This window comes from Methanosarcina flavescens (genome assembly GCF_001304615.2).
Lineage (GTDB): Archaea > Halobacteriota > Methanosarcinia > Methanosarcinales > Methanosarcinaceae > Methanosarcina > Methanosarcina flavescens.
The window spans coordinates 2530964-2551211 of record NZ_CP032683.1 but is presented as its reverse complement, the minus strand read 5'-3'; the positions used below and the strand labels follow the sequence as shown (position 1 = coordinate 2551211).

The 20248-nt window shown below is 42.1% G+C and carries 18 protein-coding genes; 7 read left to right on the top strand and 11 right to left on the bottom strand.

The features are described from left to right. Positions 1-18: 18 nt before the first annotated feature. Both AOB57_RS11190 and AOB57_RS11185 read left to right on the top strand, forming a co-directional pair. Positions 19-1245 (top strand): acetate kinase, encoded by a 1227-nt coding sequence (locus AOB57_RS11190; protein WP_054299329.1) that lies wholly within the window; start codon positions 19-21, stop codon positions 1243-1245. 296 nt (positions 1246-1541) lie between these two features. Beyond that, on the top strand, positions 1542-2309 hold the full coding sequence (locus tag AOB57_RS11185) for an acetate--CoA ligase family protein (protein ID WP_054299330.1): 768 nt from the start codon (positions 1542-1544) through the stop codon (positions 2307-2309). Between the two features lie 122 nt (positions 2310-2431). On the opposite strand, the gene AOB57_RS11180 is transcribed toward AOB57_RS11185, so the two are convergent. From AOB57_RS11180 to AOB57_RS11170, 3 genes are all read right to left on the bottom strand, one after another. After that, positions 2432-2626, bottom strand: coding sequence for a 4Fe-4S dicluster domain-containing protein (locus tag AOB57_RS11180; RefSeq protein ID WP_054299331.1), 195 nt, complete (start codon positions 2624-2626; stop codon positions 2432-2434). Between the two features lie 130 nt (positions 2627-2756). Beyond that, positions 2757-3053 (bottom strand): Hsp20/alpha crystallin family protein, encoded by a 297-nt coding sequence (locus AOB57_RS11175; protein WP_054299332.1) that lies wholly within the window; start codon positions 3051-3053, stop codon positions 2757-2759. A 402-nt stretch (positions 3054-3455) separates the two neighbouring features. Then, positions 3456-4001: a uracil-DNA glycosylase gene (locus AOB57_RS11170; RefSeq protein ID WP_054299333.1), complete on the bottom strand. Its 546-nt coding sequence runs from the start codon at positions 3999-4001 to the stop codon at positions 3456-3458. A 302-nt stretch (positions 4002-4303) separates the two neighbouring features. Between AOB57_RS11170 and AOB57_RS11165 the strand changes: the two genes are divergently transcribed. Together AOB57_RS11165 and AOB57_RS11160 are read left to right on the top strand one after the other, a co-directional pair. After that, the gene (locus AOB57_RS11165) at positions 4304-5542 is read left to right on the top strand and encodes a phosphoglycerate kinase (protein ID WP_054299334.1); all 1239 of its coding nucleotides are present in this window, start codon (positions 4304-4306) and stop codon (positions 5540-5542) included. 348 nt (positions 5543-5890) lie between these two features. Next, on the top strand, positions 5891-6499 hold the full coding sequence (locus AOB57_RS11160; RefSeq protein WP_054299335.1) for a TIGR00296 family protein: 609 nt from the start codon (positions 5891-5893) through the stop codon (positions 6497-6499). Between the two features lie 347 nt (positions 6500-6846). Here the strand turns inward: AOB57_RS11160 and AOB57_RS11155 are convergent, their stop codons facing one another. Further along, positions 6847-7305 carry an Hsp20/alpha crystallin family protein gene (locus AOB57_RS11155; protein WP_054299336.1) on the bottom strand — a complete coding sequence of 153 codons (459 nt, stop codon included), beginning with the start codon at positions 7303-7305 and terminating at the stop codon, positions 6847-6849. A gap of 627 nt (positions 7306-7932) precedes the next feature. Continuing rightward, positions 7933-11085: a type I restriction endonuclease subunit R gene (locus AOB57_RS11150; protein WP_082384274.1), complete on the bottom strand. Its 3153-nt coding sequence runs from the start codon at positions 11083-11085 to the stop codon at positions 7933-7935. Positions 11086-11412: 327 nt separating this feature from the next. On the opposite strand from AOB57_RS11150, the gene AOB57_RS11145 reads away from it, so the two are divergent. Beyond that, positions 11413-11712, top strand: a complete 300-nt coding sequence (locus AOB57_RS11145; protein WP_054299338.1) for an Hsp20/alpha crystallin family protein — start codon at positions 11413-11415, stop codon at positions 11710-11712. 245 nt (positions 11713-11957) lie between these two features. Here the strand turns inward: AOB57_RS11145 and AOB57_RS11140 are convergent, their stop codons facing one another. The 6 genes from AOB57_RS11140 to AOB57_RS11115 form a co-directional block, all read right to left on the bottom strand. Then, the gene (locus AOB57_RS11140; RefSeq protein ID WP_054299339.1) at positions 11958-13250 is read right to left on the bottom strand and encodes a restriction endonuclease subunit S; all 1293 of its coding nucleotides are present in this window, start codon (positions 13248-13250) and stop codon (positions 11958-11960) included. Between the two features lie 259 nt (positions 13251-13509). Next, positions 13510-14475: a hypothetical protein gene (locus AOB57_RS11135; protein ID WP_054299340.1), complete on the bottom strand. Its 966-nt coding sequence runs from the start codon at positions 14473-14475 to the stop codon at positions 13510-13512. 189 nt (positions 14476-14664) lie between these two features. Next, positions 14665-16239: a class I SAM-dependent DNA methyltransferase gene (locus AOB57_RS11130; RefSeq protein WP_054299341.1), complete on the bottom strand. Its 1575-nt coding sequence runs from the start codon at positions 16237-16239 to the stop codon at positions 14665-14667. A gap of 225 nt (positions 16240-16464) precedes the next feature. After that, complete coding sequence (locus AOB57_RS11125) at positions 16465-16893, bottom strand: N-acetyltransferase (protein ID WP_054299342.1); 429 nt, start codon at positions 16891-16893, stop codon at positions 16465-16467. A 324-nt stretch (positions 16894-17217) separates the two neighbouring features. Beyond that, positions 17218-17388: a hypothetical protein gene (locus tag AOB57_RS11120; RefSeq protein WP_167829603.1), complete on the bottom strand. Its 171-nt coding sequence runs from the start codon at positions 17386-17388 to the stop codon at positions 17218-17220. Positions 17389-17914: 526 nt separating this feature from the next. Then, positions 17915-18337 carry a nucleoside 2-deoxyribosyltransferase gene (locus AOB57_RS11115; protein WP_054299510.1) on the bottom strand — a complete coding sequence of 141 codons (423 nt, stop codon included), beginning with the start codon at positions 18335-18337 and terminating at the stop codon, positions 17915-17917. A 354-nt stretch (positions 18338-18691) separates the two neighbouring features. Here AOB57_RS11115 and argC point away from each other — a divergent pair, with 354 nt between their 5' ends. After that, positions 18692-19705, top strand: a complete 1014-nt coding sequence (gene argC, locus AOB57_RS11110; RefSeq protein ID WP_054299343.1) for an N-acetyl-gamma-glutamyl-phosphate reductase — start codon at positions 18692-18694, stop codon at positions 19703-19705. A gap of 75 nt (positions 19706-19780) precedes the next feature. Continuing rightward, positions 19781-20245: a CBS domain-containing protein gene (locus tag AOB57_RS11105; RefSeq protein ID WP_054299344.1), complete on the top strand. Its 465-nt coding sequence runs from the start codon at positions 19781-19783 to the stop codon at positions 20243-20245. The last annotated feature ends 3 nt before the right edge of the window (positions 20246-20248 follow it).

The window sequence follows — 20248 nt, the reverse complement described above, 5'->3', positions numbered from 1 at the left end:
TGAACTGGGGTTTGAACAATGAAAGTACTAGTTATAAATGCGGGCAGTTCGTCTCTCAAATACCAATTAATTGATATGACCACCGAATCACCTCTTGCAATAGGTCTCTGTGAGAGGATAGGTATCACAGACTCAATTATTACCCAGAAGAGATTTGATGGTAAGAAACTGGAAAAGACTACTGACTTCCCCAACCACAAAGTAGCTATGGAAGAGGTTGTCAAAAGCCTTACCGATCCGGAATTCGGGGTCATAAAGGATATGGGTGAGATTAATGCTGTAGGGCACAGGGTTGTGCATGGTGGCGAGAAATTTACTTCTTCGGCTTTAATTGATGCAGATGTAGAGAAGTCTATAGAGGAATGTTTTGATCTGGCTCCTCTCCACAACCCTCCAAACATGATGGGTATTAAAGCCTGTCAGGAACTCATGCCTGGCGTACCAATGGTTGCCGTGTTTGACACTGCATTCCACATGACAATACCAAAATATGCCTACATGTATGCTCTGCCATACGAGGTGTACGAAAAATATGGTATCAGGAAATATGGTTTCCATGGAACTTCCCATATGTACGTTTCCAGAAGGGCTATTGATATGCTTGGAAAACCCGCAGAGGAAACTAAAATTATCACCTGTCACCTCGGGAACGGTTCAAGCATTACAGCTGTCAAGGGTGGAAAATCTGTTGAGACAACGATGGGCTTTACCCCGCTCGAGGGAGTTTGCATGGGTACCAGATGTGGTTCAATTGACCCTGCAGTCGTCCCCTTCATAATGGAGAAAGAAAACCTCTCTACCAGAGAAATCGACACCCTTATGAACAAAAAGTCCGGTGTGCTAGGAGTCTCAGGAGTCAGCAACGACTTTAGAGACCTTGACGAAGCAGCCTCCAAAGGGAATGAGAGAGCAGATCTTGCCCTCGAGATCTTCGCCTACAAGATTAAGAAAGTTATTGGTGAATATTCAGCTGTTCTCGATGGCCCCGATGCAATAGTTTTTACCGCAGGCATTGGAGAAAACAGTGCAAGCATCAGAAAGAGAATCCTTTCCGGTCTTGAGAACTTTGGAGTAAAGATCGACGAGGAAAAGAATAAAATAAGGGGACAGGAAATCGACATCGCCGCTCCAGATTCAAAAATTCGAGTCTTTGTTATCCCGACCAATGAAGAGCTTACCATTGCAAGGGACACAAAGGAAATTGTTGAGACCGAAGCTAAACTGCGCAGCTCTATACCTGTCTGATAGTAAAGGAGTTTCTCCTTTACCTTTTTCTATTTTAAATTAAAGCAACATTCCTTGTTGAAATTTTAACTTAAAATAATATCCTTGTTGAGATATTTAAATAGTATTTTCTATTGAAGTAGGCTTTGTTATTAAGCTATGTTTCTACTATCTTTTCTACTCCTTTTCTACTCCTTTTCTTTCCTTATCTTTCGGCTTTTTTCTGTATTTCCGAGAGTCACTTTTTCAGCCTTTCAGAGTTATGATGTTATCAAAAAATTAATACCCTTAAAGAATAACTGTCCATAAGGTATGATATGATTATGGAACAGGCAGGTATTGTCCCCAGGATATCCGGGACAGATAGGGTCACGGCAGCAAGGATTATTGAGGCTGCCCGGGCAGAAGACCGGCATATGCTTGGCATTGAGGCTTTTGACATTCTGAAAGCTTACGGCATTCCTGTAGTAAAGACCATATTTGCAAAAACTGTTGAGGAAGCCGTAAATGCCGCAGAAGAGATAGGCTATCCCCTTGTAATGAAGGTCGTTTCCCCGCAGATCTCCCATAAGTCCGATATTGGAGGAATAAGACTTTCCCTGCATAACTCTGCCGAAGTCAAGGCTGCCTACCATGATATGATGGAAGACATCTCAAAGAAAATGCCGGACGCATTCCTTGAAGGCGTCCAGTTGCAGCCAATGCTCTCAGGCGGCAGAGAGGTTATTCTCGGAATGGTCCGCGATCCTACTTTCGGGCCCATGCTGATGTTCGGGCTCGGAGGAGTATACGTAGAAATCCTCAAAGACGTCAGGTTTGCAATCGCCCCGGTTGACGAAAGAGAAGCTCGAGAGCTTATTACTGGAATTAAAACCTACCCGCTTCTTACCGGAATCAGGGGGGCAAAACCTTCGGATATCAACGCGCTTGTTGATATAATTCTAAGGGTTTCAGAGTTTGTTTGCGACTTTCCGGAAATTGAGGAATTCGAAATCAACCCCATGATGGTTTTTGAAGAAGGAAAAGGTGCTCTTGCTGTGGATATGAGGCTGGTATTGAAATGGCGAATCGAACCTGCGGCTTAAAATCCCCTTTTCCAGAAAATCCTTATCTGTTAACTGATTTGTTCTCCGAAAGCCTTAAAATCCCGGTATTCTACCGGTCAATTCTGGTTAAGTTTTATTTTAGCTTAAACTTTATTCTTAATTTAATCTTCAATAAGTTCAATAGCATCTTCCGGGCAGGCATCCACGCAGTATCCACACTCTATGCAGTTTTCAGGGCGGGCTACAACTGCCCTTTTTACTCGATCGATTTCCTCGACATCAAAAACTTCTGCAGGACAAACCTCATAGCAGGCAAGAGCTCCGGTACATTTTTTATAATCGATTACTGGATGCATTTCTTCCTCCGTCTTATCTACTTCTCATCCATGTTATCCATTTCTCATCCATATTATCCATTTTCCAGGTTAAAAAGCCCAATCCGCAGCGCTAATAATACTCTATATATTAATTTGTTATTCCGGCCTCTTACTGGATTTCAACATTTACAACCTCAGAAGATTCCAAGTAAGGCACTATAACGATGAGTTTCCCCTCACAGTATCTTGCGACTGCCTTTTGAGGGACAACCGGACAGCAGAATGCATAAGTTCCTGCATATTCAACTCCCGTTTCTTCTCTTTTTGCTCTTATGAAGAAGCCTTCCGCAACCATTTTTAATTCGATATCCTCTTTCTTTACTCCCGGCAGATTGATTTGAATCTCCATATTTCCCTTATCATCAGAACACGAAAGTACATCAGGTGTCATTTTTACCATTGCCATACTACCTCTCCCAAAGAATCTTCTCCCAGTAAATAATAATTAATTCTAGGTATATTAGGGGAATCTGGTATCAGGCGTTAAGGCATCTACATCTCAGAATTTACTGCAGTACTGGATGATACCCGGACGATACTGGATACTCCAATTTTAGATGCGCTGACCGTTTTTGTGAATCATTACCCCTGACAGCCACACAGACCCCAATATTAGAGTAAGGATCTCGATATTTATAATTTTTGAATCGATATATAATCCACAAACTCCGGGAGTAAAGATGAGAAATGCAGCCAAGGTAACAAAACTTGATTCCGAGACTCTCTAAGTAAGGGATTGCGGATGGGTTATTCTTGGTCTTGTAAGTTCTAGCGCTTTTTGGGAAGGGCGTGGTGCCATCCGGAACATTCAGCTCCATAACCCACGATTTCTGTCAATAAAAGCATTCTGGGTTTCTATCTTTGAACGATTGTAAATCAGGGCTGCAGGATGATAGAGTTTCAGGATAGTTCTTCCTTCGTGTTCTACAGGCACTCCCCATTCGAGTTTTCTTCCGGGGCAGAAAGATCTCTCGGCTGTATTGCCAAGAAGAATTATAATTCTCGGGTTAAGCAGGATTATCTGGGAAAGAAGGAATGGTTTACAGCATTCGATTTCATTAATTTTAGGCTTCCTATTCCCAGGGGGATGGCATTTGACCGTATTTGTTACCATCCAGTCTTCTTTGGAAAGTCCCATATATTCAATCATTTTGTCGAGTTGCTTTCCCGCCCTTCCAGAGAATGGTATTCCAGTTTTGTTTTCATTGTCACCAGGTGCCTCTCCTATGAAGAAAACTTTCGGGTGGCACGATCCCTTTCCAATTACCCGTCTTATTGCACTTTCATGGAGCGGGCAACGTGTGCATTTGATTATCTCCCTTGCAACAGTCTCATACCCGGCTTCCACCATCATTCTTATTCTCTCTTCGAAATCTTCACGGTTATCTTTTTCATATGTCGTCCCGTTCTACCCCCTTTAATAATTTACTCTGTAACGCGATGGGTTCTTAAATTATACAGCTCTTTTTTGCTACTAGCCTTTACATAATATTTATAATCAATCTCATGAGACCTGGCTACAAACAAACTTATTTATGGAAAAAAATCCCATGACAAAGGTAATCACTATTTAACGAAAAGAAATTCTTTAAAATTTATCTTTAAATTTATTCTTCAATATATATAAAATCTTATTCACAAAGGTGCGCTGAGGGTATGACTTCTAGAGACTTTCTTACAATCGATGACTTTGACACATATGGAAAGACAATTCTTGTAAGGGTTGACCTGAACTCTCCTATGGATCCACAGGGTAATATTCTGGATGATATGCGGATCCGAAGCCATATTGCTACCTTGAAGGATCTTGAGGACGCAAAGGTTGTTTTGCTTGCGCACCAGAGCAGGCCCGGGAAAAAGGACTTTACTACAATGAAGCCCCACGCCCAGTTGATGTCTAAATACCTGGGCAAGCAGGTTCTTTACGTGGATGATATTTTTGGAACTTACGCGAAGACCAGGATTGCCTCGATGGAGAATGGAGAAGTTATTCTGCTTGAAAATGTAAGGTTCTATTCCGAAGAAAGCCTTGAAAGAACCCCAGAAGAACAGGCGAATACGTTTCCGGTTAGAAAGCTGGCACCCTTTGTGGATATTTTCCTCAATGATGCTTTTGCTGTGTCCCACAGGTCTCATCTTTCCGTAGTCGGATTTACTGAGGTTCTCCCGACCGGGGCTGGAAGAGTTATGGAAAAAGAGCTCATATCTCTGGATCGAGGGATTAAAGGAGGGGAAAGACCAACAATATTCGTACTCGGAGGAGCAAAAGTTGATGATTCGCTCCGGGTGGCGGAAAATGTGCTTTCAAACGGAGGAGCTGACCGTGTACTCCTTACAGGGATAGTGGCAAATGTAGCACTTGCTGCTTCAGGTGTAGATATCGGGAAAGCCAATATGGACTTTATCAAATCCCAGGGATACGCAGACCAGATTGAGAAAGCAAAAGGTATACTTACAAAATTCAAAGATAAAGTCGGTCTCCCCAAGGACGTGGCTTTGAATGATGATAAAAAGCGAGTTGAAGTATCTGTTTCGGAACTTAACTCAGATTCTCTCCCCATAAACGATATCGGCCTTGAAACCATTGTGGATTTTACCAGTGAGATTGAGAATGCAAAGACTGTTGTCTTAAATGGACCTGCAGGAGTTTCCGAAGTTGATGATTTTGCTCTTGGAACGCATGAGATTATAAAAGCTGCCGTCAAATCAGAATTTTCGATTATCGGCGGCGGACATATCTCGGCAGAAGTTGAACATCTCGGGCTCTCACACCGCTTCTCTCATATCAGCACAGGCGGAGGGGCATTGATTGATTATCTCTCAGGAGTAAAGCTTCCTGGTGTCGAGTCTCTAAGGGCTGCAGCCAAAAGATATCAGGAAGCTAAGACACTTTAATTGCCGGATTCCTGCAGGTTGCGGCATTATTAACAACAGGTATTATCTATTCGGCAGAATACTTCTGTCGAATCCTTAATTATCCCTTTAAGAAAAATTATTCTTACCTTTTACTTTTTTACTCCTCATTTTTACTCCTGAAACCTGAAGTTCCGGATATATTCTTTAACCAGCTCCGATAGACATACTGTTATACTAGCTTCCACGTACATATATCATAGAATAGATGCTTATACATGGCTGGCATTTGCAGCTAATACTGGAAATACTTATAATACTTAGAGACTGGTGCTGGTTAAGTTTTACAAGCCGGAATAAAGAGAGCAAAGTTGAGGTGTTGGTTCAAATATGCTAACAGATATCGAAGGCAGGGCTGCAGTTAAACTTGCAAGGAAAACGATTGAATTATTTCTATCGGAAGGAAGGCTCCCTAAACCTCTGGAATTGGATTTTGAACTTTCGCCGGTTTTCGGGGAAAAAAGAGGAGTTTTTGTAACGCTTACGGAAAACGGGCTCCTTAGAGGTTGTATAGGGCACCCGTTTCCGGACTCCACACTTCAGGACGCAATTATGGATTCTGCAATATCTGCGGCAACTCGCGATCCACGCTTTCCGCCTGTTGGAGAAGATGAAATTGATAATATAGTTGTCGAGATAACGATTCTTACCCCGCCTGAAAAAATTAATGCTCCTCCAGAAGAGCTTCCTGAGCGTGTAGAAATAGGGAAGCATGGACTAATTGTAAAACAGGGTTATTGTCAGGGATTGCTGCTTCCCCAGGTCGCTCCTGAACATAATATGGATTCTATCGAGTTTCTTGGTCACACTTGCCTGAAAGCCGGCCTTTCGCCTGACGCCTGGCTTAAAGGAGCAGAGGTTTCCTGTTTCGAAGGACAAATTTTCAAGGAAAAAGAGCCACAGGGCGAGGTTATTGAGGAAAGTTATTCAGGTGAATGAGGCACTGAAGTAAGTAAAAATTCTAAGTAAAAATACTTACCTTAGAGACTTTAGTTTTAGCCTTTTGGAGCTGATTTTGAGAGGTTTCCTATAGAGCCCAATATACTCCAAATGAAAAAGTAAATAAAAATGATTCACTTTTTAAAATGCATAAGCAAAATGAGCTTAATTTATAAAAAAGGTAAAATGAAGGAAAATTGAGTTTTATTTCAGGAGGCCTGCAAGCTTTCAGAAATTGGTTTTTAAGCCAGAATCCGGTTTCTGAATCTGCCTGCAGGCTTCTTGAACTTCGTATCTTGATGGCGTTTTACTAATCTGGATTCTTTTTACGGCTATCTCACAGCTAATTACTCAATTTGAATCCTTTTTATGGTTTCAGATTTTGTTTTCGGCAGAGTGATGGTTAAGACCCCGTTTTTGAGCTGGGCAACTGCCCCTTCATCGGTTACATTGTCAGGAAGAGGAATTTCACGATAATAACGCATGAAAGACCTTTCTTTTCTCAGGTAACCTTCTTTTTCAGTCTCCTCTTCTTTCCCTTTTCCTGCACTGACTACGAGAATATTATCCCTGAGATTGAGTTCAATGTTTTCCTTGTCAACTCCGGGCAGGTCAGTTGTCACAATTACCTTATCGTCTTCTTCGGCAACATCAGTCAGCGGGGAAAGAGTCTCTGTCCCAAACCGGCTTTCCAGCATAGGGAAATTCCTGAACATCTGTTCCAAATAATCATGCATTTTTCTGATCTCGTCAAATGGATCCCAGTAATATACATCACGGTCTGTTCTTTTTACTGGCAGTCTCATATACAGAGTCCTCCTTATCCGATACCAGGATTCTTTCATCTCAAGCCTTTATGATTTTAAGAGATCCTGATTTCAAGATCTTCTCATTTCAGGATCTTCTCATTTCAGGCTTGTCTCTCACGTTTTTCCTGGCTTTTGTCTGGTTTTATGGTAGTTAATGATCTGTAAATCTGGCACTTGTCCAGAACAGTTATTCCCTTCTCCGCAGGGCACTGCCTGAAAGGCAGGGTAACTGGATATGAGAGCTCAAGGCTCTCATGCTCTTTCTGGAGGAGGAAATAAGTCCGTTTTTTAAAGGCGGTACAGGATCCGCCTTCGGTCTGTTCGCAGATTATTTGTAAAGTAACTGATTGGCAGCAATACAGTCCATATTTAATATCCTGTACGCTGGTTATTGTTTCTCAGTTACTATCCTATAGTTAGTAATACTAATATTTAAATTTTTGGTTTGCTTTGAATTCAGCAACTATGAAAGCAGGTATTTTTTCGGGAAAACTGCAAAATCTTCAGGTAAAAAAAGTTATTTATTGATTTGTAATTATAAAATTTATTGAAATAGTCCAGCCCGAGATAAAATTAAGCTAAATGGAAGTACCGGGGAGGCAAGCCTGAAGTTAAACTGAAAAATTATGCTGCGGAAAATCCGGCATCTCTGCACAGAAGTTCAGCCTGCTTTAGGATATTCTCAGTAGCAAGTTTCTGTTTGTCTGGAGGATATCCGTACTTCTTTAGAAGTCGTTTCACACTGACCTTTATTTTTGCCTGGATATTCTTCCGAAGAGTCCAATCAACGCCTGCGTTTTGCCTTATAATCCTGACAAGCTCCGATGCCATGAGCCTTAATGTCTCATTGCCGAGGATTTCCAGAGCACTTTCATTGTCAGCTAGAGCATCATAAAAAGCAATTTCTTCATCACTCAGGCCAAGTCCTTCGCCTCTTTTATCAGCGTCACTGATCTTCTTTGCAAGCGCAAGGAGTTCTTCTATAACCTGCAAGGTGTCAATTCCCCGGCTCTTATATTTATTTATTGCCTGCTCAAGCATTTCGGCAAAAGATTTACCCTGAATCAAATTTCTGCGAGATCTGGTCTTTATCTCGTCGTAAAGCAGTTTTTTCAGGACTTCATAAGCAAGATTCTTTTGCGGCAGATCACGGACTTCAGCAAGGAATTCTTCTGAAAGGATTGAAATCTCCGGTTTATTTATTCCAACCGCATCAAAAACATCGATTATCTCCTCGGTTGCAATCGATTTCGATACAAGTTCTTTTATTGCCGAATTCATCTCATACTTTGATTTTGCGGGTCTCCTTTCCAGCTTTACAAGAATTGCCTTTACGGCCTGGAAGTATGCAAGCTCATCCCTGATCTTCTCGGCCTCAGGATCTGGCACCGAAAGTGCAAAAGCTTTGGAAAGCTCGGTTACATGCTGAATTAGACGCTTTTTTTCCTGAGCTCTCTCATCTTCGGTACGCCCCAATGAAAGAATGAAATCCGCTCCTTCCCTAACAATTCCCAGCTTTTCCTTTGGAGAAGCAGAAAAGATTCGCATGTAGTCAAAACCATAGAAAAGATCCCGAACAATCTCGTATTTTTCGAGCATTAATGCAACAGCCTGGTCCTTATAATCCGCTGGATTGCCCCGGCCTCCGTTGCGAGTATAGTTTGCCATAGCATACTTCAGGTCATAAAGAAGGCCCACATAATCAACAATAAGCCCTCCAGGCTTATCCCTGAAAACACGGTTTACACGGGCTATCGCCTGCATGAGATTATGCCCCTGAAGCCATTTCAGGAAATACATGGTGTGCAGGCAGGGAGCGTCGAAGCCGGTAAGCCACATATCACAGACTATAACGAGTTTCAGTGGATCGTTCGGATCCTGCATTCTGTCCCGGATCTTCATTCTGCGGCCTTTGTTCCGAATATGAGGCTGTAGAGGTTCGTCATCGGCTGCACTGCCGGTCATAATCACTTTTATCTGGCCTCTCAGGTCGTCATCATCATGCCATTCCGGGCGAAGGGCTATGATCTCATTGTAAAGATCGACACACATCTGCCTGGTCATGCAGATAATCATACCTTTGCCGTCCATAGCATCTTCAAGTCTTTTTTCGAAATGGGACACAATGTCAGCTGCAAGTTTTTTCAGGTTATCTTTACTCCCTATCACGGCTTCAAGCCGCGACCAGCGAGACTTAAGTTTTTCTGCCTCATATAAATCCCAATCTCTGGTTATCTGTGAAAAATCAGCATCCAGTGTCTCCCTGGCTTCTTTAACCAGATCGAGCTTCGAAAGGCGGCTCTCATAGAAGATCCGCACTGTGACGCCATCGTTTACAGACTGTTCAATGTCGTAAATATCGATATAATCCCCAAAAACCGCAGGCGTGCTCCTGTCATTGAGTTCAATGGGCGTGCCGGTAAATCCGATAAAAGATGCATTTGGTAGGGCATCCCGCATGTGCTTTGCAAAGCCGTAGGAGATCTCTGCAACCTTTTCGCCTTCAACCTCCCTTTCCCGGAATTTTGCATCAAAACCGTACTGGCTGCGGTGAGCTTCGTCAGCAATTACGATGATGTTTCTCCTTTCGGATAGGATAGGGAACTTATCTTCCTCATCTTCGGGCGAGAATTTCTGAATTGTTGTAAATACTATCCCACCCGAGGCAACTGAGAGAAGCTCCCTCAGATGAGCCCTCGTTTCTGCCTGCACGGGCTGCTGGCGCAAAATTTCACTGCATCGGGCAAAGTTGTCAAAAAGCTGCCCGTCAAGGTCGTTTCTGTCAGTAAGCACGACAATTGTAGGATTGTCAAGCTCAAGTGCAAGCTTCCCCGCATAAAAGACCATTGAGAGACTTTTTCCTGAGCCCTGTGTATGCCAGACAACCCCGCACTTCCTATCCCCTTCTGGCATGCAGGCAAGTTTTGTTTTCTCTACAGCCCTGTTAACTGCATGGTACTGGTGATACCTGGCAAGCTTCTTGATAACCTTTCCATGGTCATCTTCAAAAACAATAAAGTGCCTGATAAGGTCGAGAAGGATTTCAGGCTTGCACATCCCCCTGAGCAGCACCTCCATAGGCGGAATCTTAAAATCTGCGATTTTCTTCCCGTCAATTGTTTTCCAGGGTACAAACCACTCCCTGTTCGAGGTAATTGTCCCTGCCATTGCATCCTGCCCGTCACTTATCAGCAGGAAAGCATTATACCGGAAAAGTCCGGGAATTTCTCTCTTGTAGGTCTGGAGCTGCTTATAAGCATCCCAGATAATCTCGTCATCTTCAAACCTGGTATCTTCGTCCGGTCGTTTTAACTCAATAACAACAAGTGGAAGCCCGTTAACAAAAAGTATAATGTCCGGCCGCCTTTTGTTTCCATCTTCTATAACGGTAAACTGGTTGACCGCAAGAAATACATTTTTCGCAGGTTCCGCAAAGTCAAAAAGCCAGACCTTATCATAAACCGTTTCCCCGTCCTGACCCTGATACTCCACATCAACCCCGTTTACCAGCATACTGTGAAAAGCCCGGTTATTGTGCACGAGATCCTGGCTTTCAGCCCGAAGCACCTTTTTTACTGCTTCTTCCCTTGCTCCTGCCGGAACTCCGGGATTCAGCCTGTCAACAGCAGCCCGAAGCCGGCGCGGCAGAATAACGGTTCCTAAATCCTTCCTCTCGGCACCTTCCGTTTCCGGCGCAATATCCGGACCGTAAAGGTAATCATAGCCAAGCTCGGAAAGAATTTCAAGGGCTGCTTCTTCAACTTCGGATTCGGGGATGAAGGCGGGAATAAGTATTTCTCCTTTCTTTTTTTCTGTTTTTTTGTCTGTTTTCTTTTTTTCTGTTTCTTTTTTGTCAGACTTGTCTGGATTTTCTTTTATGGGGCAGAGTTTCTTTTAAAAAATAGCTTTACTCATTAAAGCAAGGGAATAAAAATTAGTATTGTGTATTTCAGTAAATTTATTTAAGAGTAGCTATTTTGTTAACGAATTATATCTTGCCTGGGAACCTGTTAATAAACAACCCTGCCACAAGGTTGACGAAATCATCATGTCAATGAAAATGTATAAATATCTTAATATATGACATTACTTTGGGGTAATATTATGGCGGAAACATTAAGACTATCACCAGTAATTAGTGTATTTCCTGATGACAAATACGAAAACCTCCTGATCGAAGTAATCCTTCCGGGAGTAGAAAAGAAAGACGTTTCTTTCAAGCTTACAAGTGACAGCTTTTATGTGAGCGGTAAAAAAGAAGGAGTTACGTATCTGGACAGCTATCCAACCGACTGCCCGGTAGAACCGGAAAAAGCGACAGCTAAGTACTCAAACGGTATACTTAAAGTCACTGTACCTTATCAAAAGCCTTTAGAGAAATTAGTTGATGTGAAAATCGAGTAAAACAGCTATCGCATAGCAAATTTCTAAAGGAAAGACAGTAAAGGAAAATCGGGAGTTAAAAACCGGCAAAACTTAAAAACCGTCACTTTTTTCAGTTATATAATTCCCGGTTTTCACACTTTTTACAACTTTTTAGGGGCAACCTTATTCGCTGTCCTATGTCGTTCTTGTCACGCTCGACGCAGGAGAGCGGCTATTCCTTGAAGAATAAAAAATAAAGAGATAGAATTTAATCCAGCATTGTTTCAAACCTGAACACGAATTTTCCCTGACATGAGTTTTGGAAGGAGGGAATCGCGAATTTCAGCAAGTCTTTTTATTTCTAACTCATTATGAAATATTTTCTCATAAATAAAATCTGCATTTTCATCGAATTTATCCATTATATTTTTAGGTGGCAAAATTATTTTTATGGATCTGAAAGAGGTTTTATTAATTTCAAGAAAAGTACTGCCACCAGCCAAATTCTCAATTTCTTCCATATTATTTTTAACCGCGTTTAAAAGATAATAATTGGAAACTCTGTCATCACAGACCATAGAAATAAATCCCTGATTAGTGGAAATTGGAACTTTTGTGATGGCAAAATAACCCAGAGTTGCTCTGCTTGTCATCAGAATAGAGCCTGGTGGAAGTAGTTTAGCAGAACTATTTAGAAGCCCTTTTTCTGTGATTTTCCTTGAAGTATCAAAAATAACCGGTGAATTAAGAGATGTCATATCAGTAGGTGTTGCCCAAAAAACATCTCCTCCTTCCCAGTAAGAAGGTTCGCTGGTTTTCGGAGTTCCCCCTCCAAAGGTCTCGCAAATGTCACCGATCTGCTTAACTTTCCACCCCTCAGGGATCTCCCCCAATTCCGAATTTACCACCCTGCCGCCGCTTGATTTGTAAGGGTTTCCATTTTCATCCGGGAACTCGAAATCGATAAACCAGCGTTTGAAGAGGGTTTGGGCGATTTGTTCTAAGGTGGAGTTCATCTGGCGGTTGAGGTCGATTTTATTATCAAGACTTATCAAGATTTCAGATAATTTTATTTGTTCATCATATGGTGGAATCGGAAGTAAGGCTTTTCTAAGTTCTTTCTGTTTTATACCCGTAACAGTAGTACCTGACTCTCTCTTTTTTAGTTCATTTTCTACATTTGGAGACTGCAAAACAAATCTTAGGAAATTATTATGCAGCATTCCCTTTTTTCCTCTCAGGGTAATAAGTCTTTGAGCCAACGCAACTTTTCTCTCATCTAATTGGGCAACTTCTCCCATAGGTGCTTCCGTAGTAATTACAACATCACCAGGCTTCGGCAACCCTCTTCGCATCCAGCTTTCATAATCTTGTGGAGAAATAAACTCATTAGGTTCAAGAATTCTTCCATTCTTGACAATTTTTGCTGTAATTAGGGGAATTCCAGAATCTGTCTTTTTTGGGGTTTTCCCCCTATAATCAATGATAGATTCCATAGCGTTTTCTAAGGTTAAGATATTCCAATCTTCAGGAATCATTCCAATCTCGGTTTTTTTGAATTTTGTTTCAGAGGCCAATTGCTTTTCCTCATCTCATTTTTATTGTTTTACGAATCCCTTGCTTAAACAGTATAACCAGAGTGGATCTTTTTGCTTGATTTTTGCAGGTTGGCGTTTAATTCAATTTTTCTTCTTTTATAATTTCGCGTGGAAGGCCGCTCGCCAAGCGAGCGGACAGGACACACTAAAGACAGCGATTACGGCTTCTCTGTGTTTGATTCGCCAGATCTTCTTTTCCGGCTCTTTCACTTATTTTTCTCTGTTTTCTGCTGAAAAATTATTTTAATTTTTTTATTAGATTGAGGAACTGAGCTCTTAATACTTCTCTGGTAGAGTCCGAAAGTTCATCGGTTCTGTCCAGAGTTTCCAGAGCTTTTTCGAAGTAGGACTTAGCAAGGGAAGGGTCTTTTTCAAGATAGACTCCTCCCATGTAAACATACAGGTAGAGGAAATCATCGTATTTTTCAGTAAGCTTTCTGTACAGGGTCTGGATTTTATCAAATTCGCCTCTTTCGGACAGGTCTGAGAGATAGAGACCCACGAGTTCATAGAATTCGGGGCCGTTTTCCAGCAGGAAATCAAATTTTTCGTCCTCTGGCATTGAGAGGAACCTTTTCTCCATTTCGGCTATCAGTTCCTCATCAGTTAGTTCTTCTGTGCCCTCTGCTCCGTAGTTTTCTACAAATTCGAAATAATCTTCCTCCTCCCCTTTCATTAGCATGAGGTCTGCGTGTTTGCTGGAAAAACCCATTCTGGCAGCAAGCTTTCTGATTTCTGTTTCGTACTCTTCCCTTTCTTTTTCAGTGAAAAGCCCCATAACATAAGCAGCCCACTTCAGGTACGCCTGATCGTCTTCCATCCACGACCTGTTGTCAATAACTTCCAGAACGTAGTCAATTGCCAGTTTGAACTCGTGATGGCTTATTGGTTCATCTTCAAGAAGCTCTATCAGGTTTTCAATTATTTCTATCTCAAGGTCCTGTTCAAAGAAAGAGATTTTTTTATCGTAGTTATTTTTGATGTTATTTAATGCTGCTACTGCGTCTTTGTCCTTAATTCCCCGGTCATTTTCATAAAAATACCTTGCAATCGAATACTCAATTGTTCCCAGATAATCACTGTATTCGTACTCCTTTCCTTGCAGGCTTTTAATTTCCTTTATTTCCGGAGAATCGGGTTTCAGATATCGGGAAAGCGAGTCGTCTCCCCCTTCAGTAAATTTGTTCCCAGTATCAGGACTCATGGCATGCCCTCCGTTTATCTATAATTTTATATTTTTCTTAATATTCATTGTAGCAGCATATGTTTAAACTTAGTTTTTGAGCTTCGTTCGTAAGTTTAGTTGTTCTTTACTTTCAGTGGGAGCCTTTAGTGGGAACCTTTAACAGCTCAAGGGTTTCAGATTCTAGTTTCAGATTCTACTAACTTGAGATTAGAGTTCATACCCTAACCCCGCCAGATTTTCCCTGATCTTCTTCTCCAGCTCCTCCGATTTCCTGAACTGCTCCGAAAGTTCAGCAATCAGCCTTTCCATTTTCTCTTCAAATTCCTCGTCATCGTCTTCGGTTTCTTCAAAACCCACATAACGGCCAGGAGTCAGGATAAAATCGTGCTTCTTTATTTCATCAAGAGTTGCAGCCTTACAGAAGCCGGGAACATCTTCATATTTCCCGCTCCCGGTCTTCCCGCTTTCAACTTTTTCCCCGCGCCAGGCATGGTAGGTATCAGCAATCCTCTGAATTTCTTCGTCGGTAAGCTCGCGGTGTGTGCGGTCCCGCAGAACTCCCATGTTCCGGGCATCGATAAAGAGAACTTCGCCGCGCCGGTCACGGAAGCCGCTGTTCCGCTTGTCCCGGGCAATGAACCAGAGGCAGGCTGGAATTCCAGTATTGTAAAAAAGATGGCCTGGGAGCGCAATCATGCAGTCAACGAGGTCAGCTTCAATGATCTTTCTCCGGATTTCACCTTCGCCTGAGGTATTTGAGGACATGGAGCCGTTCGCAAGGACAAAGCCTGCAATTCCGGACGGGGAAAGATGGTGAATGTAATGCTGAACCCATGCGAAGTTGGCGTTGCCTTTAGGCGGGACTCCAAATTTCCAGCGGACGTCCTCGGAAAGAAGTTCGCCATTCCAGTCCGAATCGTTAAAAGGAGGATTCGAAAGAATGAAATCGGCTTTCAAATCTTTGTGCAGGTCATTATGAAAGGAATCGCCCCATTTAATGCCGTCGTTGTCTATGCCCCGGATTGCAAGATTCATTTTGCAGAGGCGCCAGGTTGTCTGGTTTGATTCCTGGCCAAAAATAGAGATATTTTCAATGCGGCCGTTATGGGCTTCAATGAATTTTTCGCTCTGGACAAACATTCCGCCAGAACCGCAGCAGGGGTCGTAAATTCGGCCTCTATAGGGTTCAATCATCTCGACAAGCACCTTGACTATACTTCTCGGGGTATAGAACTGGCCACCGCGCTTTCCCTCCGCATCTGCAAATCTGCCAAGGAAATACTCATAGACCCTGCCGAGGACATCTTTACTGCGGCTCTCCTTGTCCCCAAGGCCGATTGTGCCAACAAGGTCGATCAGTTCACCCAGGCGCTGCTTGTCAAGTCCTTCCCGTGAATAGTTTTTTGGGAGCACGCCCTTGAGGGTACTATTATCCCGCTCAATTGCAGTCATGGCATCATCTATTATCTTTCCGATAGTGGGCTGCTTTGCACTTCTCTCCAGGTAGCTCCAGCGGGCTTCAGGAGGCACCCAGAAGATATTTTCTGCAAGATATTCCTCGGGATCTTCTGGATCAGCCCCCTCGTCAACTTCCGATAGAAGTTTTTCGTGCATTTCCTCAAAAGCATCCGAGATGTATTTCAGGAAAATTAGGCCAAGTACCACATGTTTATACTCTGCTGCATCCATATTGTTTCGGAGCTTGTCCGCTGCCTGCCAAAGCTTTTCTTCAAAACCTAAATTTGCGCCATTTCCATTCGAGCCTGCTGTACTCTTTGCCATAGATTCTCACACTTAAATTATAACTCAGGATAGTTTGTATGCTTTGATAAAATTGTTGATTTAAGTGTTGATCGCTATCTTCCTTTAAAACAGATTTTAATAAGAATATGTTAAAAATTTACTAAAAGTAAACTATGAATACGCTAAAAGTTTTACTAAGAACATACTAAGAATTTACTAAAAATGCCAGTTTTCAAGACCGGCGCCTTGTAGATCAGAATTTGCTTATCTTTCTTTCCATTCCATCAAAATCTGCACGCAGCCCGTATACTCATCGACCTCTTCGCCGGTTGCCATAAACCCACACTTCTTATAAAAGCAGAAAGCTCTTTTGTTTTCCCTGTAGACTTTAAGGGAGAGCCTACCTCTCAGGGTTTTTGCATGTTCGAGAAGAGCACTACCGATCCCTCTGCCCTGCATTTCGGGCGCAATAAAAAGGGCGCAGATTCTTTCTCCAGCAAGGGAAATGAATCCTGCGAGCTTCCCATTCTCTTCAAAAACAAAGTTTTCGGCAAGTGGAAGGTATGTCTCCTTCATTGCATTCTTCTGCGAAGCCCAGAAAGAAACAGGGACGAAGGAGTGGGCTGTAACAGAAGACTCATACCATATTCTCACCATTTCTTCAAGATCGGTTTTACTGTAACTCCGGATCAAATTATCGGTTTCCTTTTTTCAGGTTTTTTCAGGTTCTTTTGTTTGTCTATACTTAAAATTATCCTCGTAAATAGAATTAAATGCGCTAGGTCTGGCTGAAACTCATTGAATGTGAAGGGTTTGACTGAGAGAGACTCATTGAGCCATATCTAGCATAAAAATTCTGTTGCAAGAACTGTATATAAAAAGTCATGGCAAAAGTAAAGTATATATAGGAAAAAAATAGTTTAAAAAACGTCAGACCGAAAAGCTTCGGCCTGATAAGGGGCTTTCATCAAGATGGGTCCGAATTAAAAAGAAACATCGGAAAAAATCTCTATCATTTCACTCCAATGACTCGATTTGGCGGATCAGGTCAGTGGTGTATCTTTTAGAGAACTCCACATGTGGACTGCATGGAACGACCTTTACCAGCTTCCCGTATCTGGATACGTATATGTTAGTCCCATGTGAAGTTTTAACTTTTGTAAAAGTATACCCTTCTACAAGGGTCATTATTTTAACCTCCAGTAGTTATTATGTCAGGCATTCTATATTAAAATTTTTTTACTTAATAATCATTATAGATTCGGGCTTCTGTTCCCGAATTGACCCTCAAACATATCTCAATCGAGATATAATTAGATAATTAATAAAAAAAGAATTTTATAAAGTGTTTAAAAGCTAGAGGTCATTTTTGAAACTCGTTAACAAAAACTGAACAACAGAAACTTTCCAGCGCATATCTTTTAAAAAAACTAGTTAACATTTATCTCAACCTTTTCCTTGCTTAAAAATTATCCTACTAAATATTATCTAATAGATTTGATCCAGAATTAAGTTCTGGTGAATAAAAATGATGAATTTAAAGCAATTCAGAGCCAAAAAATTGAGGATAATAATTGAGGATAATTGAGGATAATAATTGAGAAATTGAGGATAATAATTGAGAATAAAAGTTAAGAATAAAAATAATCCCAGGTTAAAGATAGTTGGAACTAAAAGAATTCAGGGTATGAAATAACCAGGTAGCATTCAGAGATTATCTAAACTTCTCCATTGTTTTTAAAAGTTCATTCTCATCCCTGGCAAGGGCGACTATAGCCATCTCCACCATCAGGTTAACAACCCCATCCGAGAGAGATCTGAAATCAGTTCGAAGCCCTATAACAGGCTTTTCCTTTGCGTAAGCGTAACCGATCTCCCAGGCAGTTCCAGAATCTACATCTACTCCGTCAAGCACCGCAACTACAATATCGGAATTATCCACACCTTCTACACATTTTCTGAAAACATGCTCCTGACTCTGTTTTTTACGTTCTTCTGTGCTTTCCTCTGCATCTTCCTGGGGCAAAAAAACTGAAAAGCCTTTATTGAGCAGCAAATCCCTCAATTTACGATTATATTCTAATTCCGCATGGCTGAAAAGAGGGCCTGCAAGGTAGATATTCTTTTTTCTGTCCATGTCTTTTCTTCCTGCCGCTTCAGAAGGCATCTAAACAGATTTTCTCATAGTATCAGAGCTTCTAAAGGTAAAAAATATATCTGTGACGCCTTCTATTCCAGCGCGAAGGGCCTCAGTTCTCCCTGTGTGGAATATACTTATATATTTAAAAACTTAAATTTTACTGACTCAAAATTAAAAATATGACTCGCTCCCTGCAAAAATCGCAGGTCAAAGGATAAGTCGATTAGCCTTCTGAATAAATGGGGTCAGTTTGATCAAAGAGATTTCCTGAGCGAGCAAAATTTCCTACCAGTTGTTTTCCAGGAACAAATTTAATTATCTTGTATTGACATTACACAGGCAGTGACACTTATGATCAAGGCTGGAATAATAGGAGCATCGGGATACACAGGAGGAGAACTCCTTCGCTTGCTCGTCAACCACCCCAATGTAAAGCTGGAGCTGGCAACCTCCCGAAGCCTTGCCGGGAAACCTGTAACAAGCACACACAAGCACCTTGAAGGTTTCCTGAACCTGAAATACGAAAATCCTGATCCTGAAAACATCAGGGAGCGCTGTGACGTTGTATTTCTTGCAGTGCCTCACGGATCTGCCATGAACTATGTACCTGAGCTGCTTGATGGTGACACCAAGGTTATTGACCTTAGCGCGGACTACAGGCTTGAGACATCGGAGTTTGAAAAAATCTACGGATTAAAGCACACTGATCCGAGAGATGCCGTATATGGGCTCGTAGAACTCCATCCTGAGGCTTCAGAAGAGAGTTTCGTTGCAAACCCAGGATGTTTTCCTACAGGCGCAATCCTTGCAGCAGCTCCTCTTGCGGCAGCCGAGCTTCTCGATATTGCAGTTTTTGATTCCAAGACAGGAATCTCAGGAGCTGGCATCTCACCAACCGAGACTTCACATTACCCGAACCTTGCAGAAAATATCATCCCATACAAACTTACATCTCACAGGCATAGAGCTGAGATCATCCAGGAGCTGACAGCACTCGATGGAAGACTCCGGAATATCAGTTTCACTCCCCATGTAATCCCTTCTATTAGAGGGATCCTTACAACGGCTCACCTCTTTACAAAGGAGCCTCTCTCCACGGATGACTTAAAGACAATCTATGAAGGATTCTACAGAGACAGACCATTTATCAGGTTCCCTTCAGGAGTTCCTTCCCTTACCGCAGTCAGAGGCTCTAACTTTTGTGATATAAGTTTTGAGGCGGATAAGGAAAATAACAGGGTTGTGGTGCTCTCGGCAATCGATAACCTTGTCAAAGGGGCTTCAGGGCAGGCTATCCAGAACATGAACCTCATGTTCGGGCTGGATGAAATATGTGGGCTCTGGATGCCCGCAGCGGCTCCATAACAAGCCAAGGCAAGAGAATATAACTGTTGACGGATTAAAGTAAAGAATGGAATTTGTCTCAAGGGGTACAGTCAGATGAAAGTAAAAGATGTCATGAACCCGAACGTTGTTTTCTGCAAGCCTGACAATACAGTCCGTGAAGCGGCAAAAATCTTGAAGGAAAACAATATCAGTGGGGCTCCTATTCTTGAAGGGGGAGAGCTTGTGGGGATAATAAGCGAAGCGGATCTGCTGAAACTGCTCATAGTCCCCGAAAAAGGGGATCTCTGGCTTCCAAGCCCCTTTGAGGTTATAGAGATTCCTATCAGGGAACTCATTGGCTGGGAGGAAACAAAAAGAATGCTTTCTGATGTGGGTTCCACAAAGATAGAAGAGATCATGACAAAGGATGTGCACACAATCTCTTCTGAGGCATCCGTAGAAGAAGCTTCTGAGCATATGATAAGGCACAGGATTAACAGGCTTCCTGTAACTGAGGACAGCCGCGTAGTGGGGATTATTACACGCGGCGATATTATAAAAGGTCTTGCAAAGCTCTGAGGA

Excerpts from the sequence above, each read along its gene's own strand:
- AOB57_RS11190 (WP_054299329.1), top strand. The coding sequence starts at position 19 with ATGAAAGTACTAGTTATAAATGCGGGCAGTTCGTCTCTCAAATACCAA.
- AOB57_RS11185 (WP_054299330.1), top strand. The coding sequence starts at position 1,542 with ATGATTATGGAACAGGCAGGTATTGTCCCCAGGATATCCGGGACAGAT.
- AOB57_RS11180 (WP_054299331.1), bottom strand. The coding sequence starts at position 2,626 with ATGCATCCAGTAATCGATTATAAAAAATGTACCGGAGCTCTTGCCTGC.
- AOB57_RS11175 (WP_054299332.1), bottom strand. The coding sequence starts at position 3,053 with ATGGCAATGGTAAAAATGACACCTGATGTACTTTCGTGTTCTGATGAT.
- AOB57_RS11170 (WP_054299333.1), bottom strand. The coding sequence starts at position 4,001 with ATGATGGTGGAAGCCGGGTATGAGACTGTTGCAAGGGAGATAATCAAA.
- AOB57_RS11165 (WP_054299334.1), top strand. The coding sequence starts at position 4,304 with ATGACTTCTAGAGACTTTCTTACAATCGATGACTTTGACACATATGGA.
- AOB57_RS11160 (WP_054299335.1), top strand. The coding sequence starts at position 5,891 with ATGCTAACAGATATCGAAGGCAGGGCTGCAGTTAAACTTGCAAGGAAA.
- AOB57_RS11155 (WP_054299336.1), bottom strand. The coding sequence starts at position 7,305 with ATGAGACTGCCAGTAAAAAGAACAGACCGTGATGTATATTACTGGGAT.
- AOB57_RS11145 (WP_054299338.1), top strand. The coding sequence starts at position 11,413 with ATGGCGGAAACATTAAGACTATCACCAGTAATTAGTGTATTTCCTGAT.
- AOB57_RS11135 (WP_054299340.1), bottom strand. The coding sequence starts at position 14,475 with ATGAGTCCTGATACTGGGAACAAATTTACTGAAGGGGGAGACGACTCG.
- AOB57_RS11130 (WP_054299341.1), bottom strand. The coding sequence starts at position 16,239 with ATGGCAAAGAGTACAGCAGGCTCGAATGGAAATGGCGCAAATTTAGGT.
- AOB57_RS11120 (WP_167829603.1), bottom strand. The coding sequence starts at position 17,388 with ATGACCCTTGTAGAAGGGTATACTTTTACAAAAGTTAAAACTTCACAT.
- AOB57_RS11115 (WP_054299510.1), bottom strand. The coding sequence starts at position 18,337 with ATGGACAGAAAAAAGAATATCTACCTTGCAGGCCCTCTTTTCAGCCAT.
- argC (WP_054299343.1), top strand. The coding sequence starts at position 18,692 with ATGATCAAGGCTGGAATAATAGGAGCATCGGGATACACAGGAGGAGAA.
- AOB57_RS11105 (WP_054299344.1), top strand. The coding sequence starts at position 19,781 with ATGAAAGTAAAAGATGTCATGAACCCGAACGTTGTTTTCTGCAAGCCT.